Annotated in this window: 9 protein-coding genes and 1 pseudogene; 8 read left to right on the top strand and 2 right to left on the bottom strand. The window is 61.0% G+C overall.

What is annotated here, in order from left to right:
* A pseudogene (sucC, locus tag R6U20_RS14190) lies at positions 1 to 290 on the top strand (succinate--CoA ligase subunit beta); the annotation flags it as partial.
* A gap of 101 nt (positions 291 to 391) precedes the next feature.
* Here sucC and R6U20_RS14185 read toward each other — a convergent pair.
* The gene (locus R6U20_RS14185; protein ID WP_410338491.1) at positions 392 to 997 is read right to left on the bottom strand and encodes a phosphatidate cytidylyltransferase; all 606 of its coding nucleotides are present in this window, start codon (positions 995 to 997) and stop codon (positions 392 to 394) included.
* Between the two features lie 197 nt (positions 998 to 1,194).
* Between R6U20_RS14185 and R6U20_RS14180 the strand changes: the two genes are divergently transcribed.
* The 5 genes from R6U20_RS14180 (at position 1,195) to R6U20_RS14160 (ending at position 7,976) form a co-directional block, all read left to right on the top strand.
* Entirely contained in the window at positions 1,195 to 2,160 is a 966-nt protein-coding gene (locus tag R6U20_RS14180) for a dienelactone hydrolase family protein (protein WP_410338490.1), read from the top strand.
* Between the two features lie 98 nt (positions 2,161 to 2,258).
* The gene (gene hemE, locus R6U20_RS14175) at positions 2,259 to 3,323 is read left to right on the top strand and encodes a uroporphyrinogen decarboxylase (RefSeq protein ID WP_410338489.1); all 1,065 of its coding nucleotides are present in this window, start codon (positions 2,259 to 2,261) and stop codon (positions 3,321 to 3,323) included.
* A gap of 18 nt (positions 3,324 to 3,341) precedes the next feature.
* Positions 3,342 to 5,687: an acyl-CoA dehydrogenase gene (locus R6U20_RS14170; RefSeq protein WP_410338488.1), complete on the top strand. Its 2,346-nt coding sequence runs from the start codon at positions 3,342 to 3,344 to the stop codon at positions 5,685 to 5,687.
* A 271-nt stretch (positions 5,688 to 5,958) separates the two neighbouring features.
* Positions 5,959 to 6,459 (top strand): HNH endonuclease, encoded by a 501-nt coding sequence (locus R6U20_RS14165; RefSeq protein ID WP_098063209.1) that lies wholly within the window; start codon positions 5,959 to 5,961, stop codon positions 6,457 to 6,459.
* A 983-nt stretch (positions 6,460 to 7,442) separates the two neighbouring features.
* On the top strand, positions 7,443 to 7,976 hold the full coding sequence (locus R6U20_RS14160) for a hypothetical protein (protein ID WP_410338487.1): 534 nt from the start codon (positions 7,443 to 7,445) through the stop codon (positions 7,974 to 7,976).
* A gap of 49 nt (positions 7,977 to 8,025) precedes the next feature.
* Here the strand turns inward: R6U20_RS14160 and R6U20_RS14155 are convergent, their stop codons facing one another.
* Positions 8,026 to 9,087, bottom strand: coding sequence for a hypothetical protein (locus R6U20_RS14155; RefSeq protein ID WP_410338486.1), 1,062 nt, complete (start codon positions 9,085 to 9,087; stop codon positions 8,026 to 8,028).
* A gap of 611 nt (positions 9,088 to 9,698) precedes the next feature.
* Here R6U20_RS14155 and R6U20_RS14150 point away from each other — a divergent pair.
* A complete protein-coding gene (locus R6U20_RS14150; protein WP_410338492.1) occupies positions 9,699 to 10,061 on the top strand; it encodes a DnaJ family domain-containing protein in 363 nt (120 codons plus the stop codon).
* A gap of 90 nt (positions 10,062 to 10,151) precedes the next feature.
* Positions 10,152 to 10,618 (top strand): hypothetical protein (locus R6U20_RS14145; protein WP_410338485.1); only part of this gene is annotated, 467 nt, incomplete at its 3' end.

Genomic DNA, 10,618 nt, shown 5'->3' with positions numbered 1-10,618 from the left:
AAACGGTGGAAGCTGGCTTCCGCATCATCTTGAAAGACCCGAATGTGGAAGCGATTCTCGTGAACATTTTCGGCGGCATTGTGCGCTGCGACCGCGTAGCGAAGGGCGTCATTCAGGCGGCAAAGAACATCGACCTGAATGTGCCGCTCATTGTGCGCTTGCAAGGCACCAACGCTGAAGAAGGCAAGGCGCTGCTCGATGAGAGCGGTCTGGAGCTACGCTCAGCGGTGCTTCTTAAAGAGGCCGCCGACAAGGTGACCGAAGCCCTGAAGGAAGCCGACGCTGCATAGCACGCCCTCTCTCGCTTTGCATGACCTGTTCAAAGCGCGCCCATCGCCCGGAAAGGCGGTGGGCGCGTTTCTGTTGACAGGCACTCCTTATGCAGGCGCTCCTATGCAAACGCAACGAGCACGGCCCCCATGCCCAGCGGCACAACGATGTTGTCGTTTAACGGCAAGGGAAGGGCCTCCAGCAGCGCCCCCACGAGCGCTGCACCACCCACGCCTCCAGGTGCAACACCCGCCCCAGCCAGCACAAGCGCGGCGCTACCCACAAACGCAGCCGACCCCTCTATCGTGCGCCCATGATCGCCCCACACATGGCGGCCCAGTTGGCGGCCTACAATGGCCGCAGCGGCATCGGCAATGAGGGCAGCGCAGAGCACAGGCACCGCCACAGCAAGCGGAAACATCCAGCCCGCCAGCGCACACGCCACCAGCACCGAGGTGGCCCCGTTCAGCATGATGCCCCCCTCTGCCTCCGGCCACTCCGACGGACGCATCAACCCACCGAAAACCGTGCGGATCAGGGCCCGGAATCTCGGCCAGACTGCACGAAGCACATCGCCGGTTACGCCAAGGAGGGCTGCTGCTGTTACGATCCACACCGCGAGTGGCGCTCCGATCCAGGCCATGCTTAGCGGAATGCTCAGTGCCAACAGATGCAAGGCTTTGCGCCTCAGTTCAGCACGAAACGAAAACGCGTTGTCGGCAGCCATCAGCGCGATACAGAGAGGCAGGGTAGAACAAGACAGGGGGAAGCAAAAGGTCATCACGCATCACCGCCCGATATCAGGCTACAGGCGTAACGGTTCCGTGCCTGAAGGACTTCAGAGGAACGCCGCATGGCTTCGGTCTTTTTAGGCGATACCAACAGCCTGTGTGTCGCCTTGCTCATCTATCCTAACCGCCCGTCATGTCTCCCAAACAGCACCCGTTTGCTGCGCTCTGGCTCCCTCTTGTCGCGGCTGTGCTTCTGCTTCCGCTGGCCGTTGGATGCGACCAGTCGTCTGATTCCGACACAGCCCCCGACGCCGATACCACCGCCTCGTCAGCCTCGCTGGCGTATGTCGATTCAATGGCCGAGGCACACGAAGCCGACACGTCGGATGCATCGCCATTGGTGCAGCCGCCTGAAGGGCCCGTCACCACCGAAACCGTAACGTACGGCACGAGCGACGACGGCACCGAATGGACCGGCTACTACGCAGCGCCTGAAGACGCCGACTCGCTCCGCAACGCACGGGGCCTCTCCGCCGATGCCTCGCTGCCCGGCGTGGTGCTGATTCACGAGTGGTGGGGGCTCAACGACAACATCCGCGCCATGGCCGACCGCCTGGCTGCCAAGGGCTATCAGGTGCTCGCGGTCGATCTGTACGAGGGGGAGGTGGCCGGCTCGCCCGACGACGCATCCTCGCTCATGGAGGACGCCATGGAGCGCGGCGAGGTGCTGGGCCGTCACCTGGAATCGGCTCGCACGTTCATGACCGAGGAGCAAGGCACTCCACAAATCGGCGTGATGGGCTGGTGCTTCGGCGGCTACTGGTCGCTACAGGCGGCGCTCAACGCCCCGAACAACTGGGACGGCACAGTCATCTACTACGGCGATGTGAGTGAGGCCTCGGCAGATGCGGTGGCCGGGCTTGAGATGCCCGTGCTCGGTATCTTTGGCGGCGATGACGGCAGCATTCCCACCGAGAATGTAGAAGCCTTTACCGAGCACCTGCGCAACGGCGATGTGGAGGCCGACATTCGCATCTACGAAGGGGCCGGACACGCCTTCGCCAACCCGACCGGCACCAACTACGTCCCTGAAGCCGCCACCGACGCCTGGACCCGCACGCTTGACTTCTTGGAGACCACGCTCTACCCTGACGCGTAAGCACAGATCGCACAGGAAATATCGCACAGGAATCGCCTTAACTCTTGTGCAGAAAACCGCCCACCGTACACCAATAACGTCTTGTACCTCCTGTTTTTATGGCCGATTTTCCGCTGCTTCAAAATGATCTGTTCTTGCGTGCTGCCCGCGGCCAAGCTACGGAGCGCACCCCCGTGTGGATGATGCGCCAAGCCGGGCGCTACCTGCCCGAGTATCAGGCCGTGCGCGCCGATCATCCGTTCTTTGAAGTGGTGAACACGCCCGAACTGGCCGCGGAGGTCACCCTGCAACCCATCGACCGGTTTCCGCTGGATGCAGCGATCATCTTCTCCGACATCCTCGTCATTCCGCAGGCGCTGGGGCTGGAGGTGCAGATGGTGTCGGGCAAGGGGCCGCACTTCCCGAATCCGCTCGACACACCTGCCGACCTGGAGCGCGTCACTGACCAGGAGGCCGACGCTGTCTTGCAGCCGGTATACGATGCGCTCACTCACACGCGCCACGAACTCAACGGACGCGTACCGCTCATTGGGTTTGCCGGAGCACCGTGGACGCTCATGGCCTACATGATCGAGGGCGGCGGCAGCAAGTCGTACCGGAACGCACGGCGGTGGCTCTACCAGCACCCCGAATCCAGCCACAAACTGCTGAACACGCTGGCCACGCTCATTGGGCAGTATCTTATCAAGCAGGTGGATGCGGGGGCACAGGCGCTTCAGGTGTTTGATTCGTGGGCGGGCCTCCTGGGGCCCAGCCTGTATCGGACGTTCGGCATTCCGTACCTCGAATCCATTGTACAAACGGTCAAAGAGGTGCACCCCGAGGTGCCGTGCATCGCATTTGCGAAAGGTGCGCCGTACGCCCAACCAGCGCTGGCAGCCGCGGGATACGACGCGCTAAGCCTGGACTGGACGATGAGCCCTGAAACGATTCGTGCCGAGATCGACACCGACATTGTGCTGCAAGGCAACCTGGATCCGTGTGCGCTCTACAGCGCCCCCGACGACATCCGGCGCGAGGTGCAGCACATGCTGGCCGCTTTTGGTCCGCAGCGGCACATTGCCAACTTAGGCCACGGCATGCACCCCGACCACGACCCCGACCACGCGGGCGTCTTTATCGAAGCGGTGCACGCCTTCTCCGAAACCATGCGCGCTGTTTGACAGACCCTCCCGTATCCCATGACTTCTTCTCCGAACACAGGCACCGCCCCCAACGCTGCCGACTACCCCGCCGACGTACTGGCCGTGCTGCCCCTGCTCTACGTAGCCTGGGCCGACGGTGTCATTACCCCCTCTGAGCATACCGCGCTCCGAAAGCGCCTGCAGTCGTTCGACTGGATGGACCCGGAGCATCGCGACGCAGTGCAGCAGTGGCTCGACCCCGAGCACCCGCCCACCCCCACCGAGTACCAGCGGTGGCGGCGGCGGTTGCAGAAAGCAGCGACCGACCTTCCCGTCACCGGGCGCACCTCGCTGGCGGCGCTGGGTGCCGAAATGGCGTCGCTGGGTGGCGACGGTGCACCAGGAATGCCCAACGAGGCGCAGCATGCGCTACGCGAGGTGGAGGCAGCCCTCGGCATTGCAGGCGATGAGATCGTTGACGAGTTGCGTGGCGAGCGGCCCGCCCCCAGCGAAGAGGTGCCCTCTGGCATCCCGTGCCAGGTGGAGCGGCTGAAAGCCTATCTGGATGGCGAGCACGCCGAATTGCGCGATCAGATCCGCACGCTGCTCACCGACCCCGTCTTCCGCTACGATTCCTCGCTCGGTACCGAGGCCAAGCGCGAGCGCGTGCTGTACTGGTGCCGCCTCCTGGCCGATCAGGGATTGGGGGCGCTGGCGTTCCCCAAAGAATACGGCGGTACGGGGAGCATCGACAAGTTCATTACCGCGTTTGAGACGCTCTCGTACCACGACCTGAGCCTCGTCATCAAGTTCGGCGTGCAGTTCGGACTGTTTGGCGGCAGTGTGCACCAGCTGGGCAGTGCGCGTCACCACGAGAAATATCTTGAAGACATCGGTACGCTGGAGCTGCCGGGCTGCTTTGCTATGAGCGAGTTGGGCCACGGCTCCAATGTGCGCGATCTGGAAACGACCGCCACCTACGATGCTGAGGCCGAGGAATTCGTCATCAACACGCCGCACAATGGCGCGCGGAAGGAGTGGATCGGCAATGCGGCCCGGCATGGACGCGTAGCCACGGTGTTTGCGCAACTCCACACCAGCGGCGAAGACTACGGCGTGCATGCCTTTGTCGTGCCCATCCGCGATGAAGCGGGCACCCCCAAGCCGCGTGTACGCATTGAGGACTGCGGGCAGAAGATGGGACTGAACGGGGTTGACAATGGCCGCTTGTGGTTCGACCACGTGCGCATCCCCCGCGAAAACCTGCTTAACCGCTATGCCGATGTGCACGCCGATGGCACGTACGAGAGCGACATTCCCAGCGCCGGGCGTCGCTTCTTTACGATGCTCAGCACGCTTGTGGGGGGGCGCATTAGCGTGGCGCGTTCGGCCTGCAGCGCCGCCAAGTCGGGCCTGACGATTGCGGTGCGCTACGGCAACCGGCGGCGGCAGTTTGGTCCGCAAGACGAGCCCGAGGTGCCGATCTTGGACTATCGCACGCATCAGCGGCGGCTGCTTCCGCGACTGGCGAAAACCTACGCCATCCACACCGCCCTGGCGCATCTCACACAGGAGTTTGCCGCGCGCGGTCCCGACGACTCGCTCGAAGACATCGAGGCCGAGGCGAACGCGCTGAAAGCCTACAGCACCTGGCACACCACCGACGTGCTGCAAACCGCCCGCGAGGCGTGTGGCGGGCAAGGCTACCTGGCCGAAAACCGCATTGCCGCGCTCAAGGCCGACACCGATGTGTACACCACCTTTGAGGGCGACAACACCGTGCTCTTGCTTCAGGTGGCCAAGGGCTTGCTGTCGGATTTTCAGCGCGAGTTTCGGGATATGAATGTGTTCAACATGGTGCAGTTTGTGGCCTCGGACCTGGGTACGCGATTAAAAGAGAAAAATCCACTCATCCGCCGCAACACCGACTCAGAGCACCTGCGCGATCCCGAGTTTCACAGCAATGCCTTCCGCTATCGCAGCGAAGCGCTCTTGCAGTCCGCCGCCCGCCGCCTCAAGAAGCGGATCGACGACGGCATGGACACCTACGACGCGTTCATCGAAGTGCAAGATCACCTGGTCACGCTCGCCAAGGCCAAGTCCGAGCAGCTGGTGTTCGACCACTTCCACGCCTCCATTCAAGACACCGAATACGACGACGTACGGGGCGTACTGCGCACATTGTGCACGCTCTTTGCGCTGGAAGCGATTGAATCCGATCGCGGCTGGTTCTTGGAGCAGAACTACATCGACGGGAGCAAAGCCAAAGCCATCCGCCACGAGGTGAATGTGCTCTGCAAAGAGGTGCGTCCGATGGCCGAGCCGCTGGTCGATGCCTTTGCCATTCCGAACGCCTGCCTGCATGCTCCGATTGCCCAGAAGAAGCAGACGGAAGCGGCGTAGCGGCAGCCCTCCACCGCATACAGAGCCATGCCGGGCGATGCAACATAACCATTTGTTTTTCGGCGATAGCTGCGCGTAGAGCGCGATTGGGGAAACAAAGCGTGAACGACTATAATACGTAACAGCGTGTGTACAGACCGCACATGCCACGTAAATCCACACAAGATGCCGACATATCGGCGAGGGCTGACCTCTTCAGTATTCTGATGCATCGTTTGTATGCTTTTGCCTCTACGAATGCACTCCGTAGCGGAGTGGGGGGCTGCGTGTAATGAATGGACACGTACTCGTTCTGAATCAAGACTATAGCGCGCTTACCGTGTGCAGCGTACAGCGCGCCATCGTGCTCATGCATCTGCAAAAGGTGCATCTGGTTGAGTCGGTGGATGGCAAAGCCGTACGCTCGCCCAGCACGCGGATGCCGTACCCCAGCATCGTACGTTTGAAAGCGTATGCGCGCATCCCGTACAAAAAGGTGATGCTCTCGCGCAAAAACGTACTCAAGCGCGACCACCACACCTGCCAGTACTGCGGATCGCGCGACCGGCTCACCATCGACCACATCCGTCCCAAGTCGCGGGGCGGACGCGACACGTGGGAGAACCTCGTGGCTGCGTGTGTGACGTGCAACAACCGCAAAGGCGACATGACGCCCGAAGAGGCGGGCATGGAGCTCAACCGCGAGCCGTTTCGCCCCAGCTACGTCATGTTCATCCGCGACTTCGTGGGCAATCTCGACGACACCTGGAAGCCGTATCTCTTCCTGTCGTGACTCCGGTGAGGCCTTCTTGCGGTTGGGCATGTTAGGGGGATACAAAGGCAACGCCCGTTTCTATGCTCGCTCCCCAGCAAGAAGAACTGCCCCCTTCACCCGACGGTCCGCTCTTGCACGTGTATGACTTAGGAGGACGGGGCGGAGCCCCTGAATCGCATGCGTCGCACGGCGGAGCCATGCGACGAGGGGGGGTCTTTGGGTTGGGCAACAACTTCCTCTGCACCTTCCCCACGCTCGTCGCGAGGCACCACAGGCATGACCTACGGCCCCTCTGCCTCGTGACGCTCACCCCCGGAGGCTCTGCCTCCGAAAGCTCTCGGGAGGCCGGTCTGCTCATCAAAAGCCTGGGCCTGTGCGGGTTGGATACGAAGCTTCATCTCCACCGTGGCTCCCTTTCACAGACTTGGTGCCGATACGCTGCCCAGAAATCGCGGCGCAAAAGGACGGGGCAGAGCCCCTGAACGGCATGCGTCGCACGGCGGAGCCATGCGACGAGGGGGGGTTCTTTGGGTCGGGCAGCAACTTCCTCTGCACCTTCTCCCCCCTTTCCCACTCGTCGCGAGGCACCACAGGCATGACCTACGGCCCCTCTGCCTCGTGACGCTCCAACCCGGAGGCTCTGCCTCCAAAAGCTCTCGGGAGATCGGTCTGCTTATCAAAATGAGGATTGACAGAGTAATAAGTGGATGGGGCGACGTTTCTTCTCATTCATCTCTCGCCCCCTCCATCCTTCCTTCCATCCCTCCATCCTTCCATCCCTCCATCCTTCCATCCCTCCATCCCTCCATCCCTCCATCCCTCCACACACCAACGAAGCATGTGGCGTTGATATGACGGGGATCCACCTGCGTCTTGTATCTTGACCGATGCTTTGCACCTGAGTGCCTGGGCTCTCGCATCCCACTGCGGTGGTAAGCGTACGAGCCTCTACGCTGCACTTGTGCTGCTGCCTCCCAACTCCTCCCAACCGATCTACTGCTATGGCTACTTCCTTGGACTCTTCGACTGTCACCCGCTGGCTTACGCGCGCGGCCTGGGCCATCCCGATTCTGCTCGTGGGTCTGTCGGTCCACCAGGTGTGGTCGGGGCTGGCTCTGCGCGATACGTTGCAGCGTGGGACCCCCGCCGAGGCCGAGATCACGGAGGTGTTTTCGTCGGATCGAGCCGAAATCAAGTACGACTACGTAAGCCTGCGTATCCCGATGGATGACGGCACGGTCATTACACGCGAACGGATGTCGCTGCCGCACACGCTCATCGGAGTCGTCGAAGACCGCGAGACGATCGATGTGCGCGTGCAGCCGGGGGCTTCGCAAGAAGTCGTAATTACCGAGATCGCCAACACGCAGTGGCGCATTGCCCTGCTCAACGCAGGCATGAGCCTGGTTCTTGGGCTGCTGGTTGCCGGGGGGCTGGCGTGGTGGAGCCGCACGCTGCGCACCGAAGGCGACCCCTCGACCCGTGGCGTGGATACGCCCGATCCCTCGCATCCCGCACGGCAGGTATCGTCGTAACACCTGCCGTTGCCTCCCCAGCGCGCGTCCGCACATCACGCGCTGCACATCACCCTGGCGTGTCGCTGGGCGTCCACCGGTAGATGACGACGGCGGGGTCGGGGTCGGAAACGGCCAGTGCGATGTCGTAGCCGTCGTCGTGGGCGCGCACGCTCAGGTCGTGGGGAAAGAAATCGGTGTTGGGCTGCGGGCTCGCTTCGATGAGACGATGCTGCAACACACCGTCGCGGCCAAACACATCCACCTGTACCCAGCCCGAGCGCACATTCAGCACAAAGAGGCGTCCGTCGGCGAAGGTGGCGGAGGGGATGAGCAGCGGCGGCTCGTGGGTGTCGCCCTGGAGGAACGCGTAGCTGCGCTCCAGCATGGGCGAGTCGAAGCCGCGTAGGGCGAGCGTATCGGGGGATGCGGAGGCTGATTCCAGATTTAGCGGCAGGCGGTCGACCACGGGCCGAAATCCCGAGAGGCTCCACAGCGAATCGCCCTGCACGCGCAGAAAGCCCGCGTAGCGCCAGTAGGGCTGGTCGAGGGTACGCTCAGCCTGTAGGGTGCCGCTCCAGTCGTACTGGTACAGGGTGGATCCGATGTCTTCGCCGATCACTTTCAGGTAGAACGCATCCGAGTGGGCAGCCGCGTACACGAGCGAGGCTGCATCGGCGCGCTCGATTGCGAAGCCCGCATCGGGCAGCACATCGCCATTTTCAACGCCGACCACCGTATCCGACCCGGCGTTGAAAACCCAGAGGGTATCGCCCGTGGTACCCGCAAGGTAGGGCACGTCGAAGGCATCGCTGGTACGTTCGCGGTCGTAGGTGCCGTTGGGGGTGAGCAGGTGCAGGCTGTTGCGTTCGGCATCGGCTACAACGAGCGCGCCATCAGGTCGGTAGCGCAGCGTGCGCGGGTAGCTCATGGGCTGGGCCTCGGAGGCAGAGACGGTGTGCACGAGGCGTAGTGAGTCGGCAGGCACGGCGGCGGCGCGATCCCGCGAGAGCGAGTCGGACGGGGCAAGCTCATCAAAGGAGCCGCTGCTGCATCCCGACGGCAAACAGCCGCTTAGCAGCAGGGCCAGTGCGCCGATGGGAAGAAGCAGGCGGATAAAAGAAGAAGGCATGGCATCCAGCAAAATACAGGGGGGGGCGCGCAGGGGGCAGCATGCAGAACAGCATGCACGGTGCCAGAGCGATCATATCAACCGCTGCGCCATTCGGTCCGTCTTCGACGTGGCTTTACGTGATCCAGACGTCCGTTGCGGAAGCATCCCTCCATGATCTTGGTGTGAGCGCCTCTCACGCTGCCGGGTCTGCCTGAGAACGCGTTGTGCTATATATGTATCGCCGTTGAACGTGCAGAAGCGTGTTTATGCCCCTACACGGTCATCCCAGACGGATGCGTGCGGGACGTGAAGGCAGCCTTCAACCGGCGGAATGGATTACTTCGTGCGTACCACAGGCATGACCTTCGGCCCTCGCTTCGCTCGGCTCCGGATCAGCGGCGCCAGGGGCGCCTTGCCTGTCCTGAACTCGATTCAGGATCTGGATGACAAGACGATGGGGAGCTCTGCGCCTTCTGAACCCATAGCACAATCCGTACTGAGGCATGAACGGCAATCCATGAGCTGGATGCGCGTGTATGATCCTTGCTTTACGAGGGAAACCCACAGTTCCATGACCCTGTACGCCCCTTGCCCCTATAGATTATTCACGATAGAGGGTCGAGGAAAGAATCCTTGCCGCCCAAAGAAAAGGCGAATTCGATAATCTCGAAGGGGCGGGCAAGCCCCTGACGCCCGAGGACATGAGCCGGGTGCCCCAAGAGCTGCGCATTGCCTACAAGATATTGAAAAATGCAGACTGCCTCCCCCCTGAAATCGAGCTGCAAAAAGAGATCATCACCACCGAAAAGATGTTGGCCGGGGTGAAGGATGAGCAGGAGCGATACAAAGTTATGAAAAAATTGAACTTTCTGATCATGAAGTTCAATGCCATGACCAACCGGTCCATCCGTTTTGAAATTCCCCAGAAATATGAAGAAGCGCTCATGAGCAAAATGGATTCAAATCGGAATACAGAAACTCCGGGGGAATGACGCCGTGACAGCTGATGGCCCGGGTGTGATTTTGAAAAAAAATCCGATATATTCGGATTTTATCGTAATTTTACAACAGGCATTTTATTGATGTGGAAAAACAAATTCAATTATGACGATACCAGTCTCGCCAAAGGGGTGTTTCTGGCATTTGTAATACTTTTTTTCCACGTGGGCATGCTTTTGACAGTAGCCCTTTTAGTGGTTTTTTTCGGCTTTATCATTAAATATTTTGCATGGATTCTCCTGGCTTTAGGCCTGGGTATCGTCGGTACGATCGGTTATATTCTGTATTCCCTGAAAAAGCAAAGCAGCGGCCTTGCCGATATTCTGACAATGCCCGAGTTCAAGGGGAAAAATATAGAACTGAGACTTTTCGGCGGTCTGGCCTCCGTCAAAGTGACCGACAGCCAGCAATCGTCATCAATGCTTGAATATGACGGCCAATCGGACCAACGATACCTGGAATCGCCAGACAACTCCCGCGTGCGGGAATTGTCTGAGCTGGCCCGGCTTCTGGAAAACGACATGATCACGCCGGAAGAATACCAGCAGAC

The sequence above is a fragment of the Longimonas sp. genome, assembly GCF_046498435.1.
Taxonomy (GTDB): domain Bacteria; phylum Bacteroidota; class Rhodothermia; order Rhodothermales; family Salinibacteraceae; genus Longimonas.
Note: the sequence above shows the minus strand (reverse complement) of the source record. Positions and strands in the feature narration are given on the sequence as shown.

Excerpts from the sequence above, each read along its gene's own strand:
- R6U20_RS14155 (WP_410338486.1), bottom strand. The coding sequence starts at position 9,087 with ATGCCTTCTTCTTTTATCCGCCTGCTTCTTCCCATCGGCGCACTGGCC.
- R6U20_RS14170 (WP_410338488.1), top strand. The coding sequence starts at position 3,342 with ATGACTTCTTCTCCGAACACAGGCACCGCCCCCAACGCTGCCGACTAC.
- hemE (WP_410338489.1), top strand. The coding sequence starts at position 2,259 with ATGGCCGATTTTCCGCTGCTTCAAAATGATCTGTTCTTGCGTGCTGCC.
- R6U20_RS14185 (WP_410338491.1), bottom strand. The coding sequence starts at position 997 with ATGGCTGCCGACAACGCGTTTTCGTTTCGTGCTGAACTGAGGCGCAAA.
- R6U20_RS14180 (WP_410338490.1), top strand. The coding sequence starts at position 1,195 with ATGTCTCCCAAACAGCACCCGTTTGCTGCGCTCTGGCTCCCTCTTGTC.
- R6U20_RS14165 (WP_098063209.1), top strand. The coding sequence starts at position 5,959 with ATGAATGGACACGTACTCGTTCTGAATCAAGACTATAGCGCGCTTACC.
- R6U20_RS14160 (WP_410338487.1), top strand. The coding sequence starts at position 7,443 with ATGGCTACTTCCTTGGACTCTTCGACTGTCACCCGCTGGCTTACGCGC.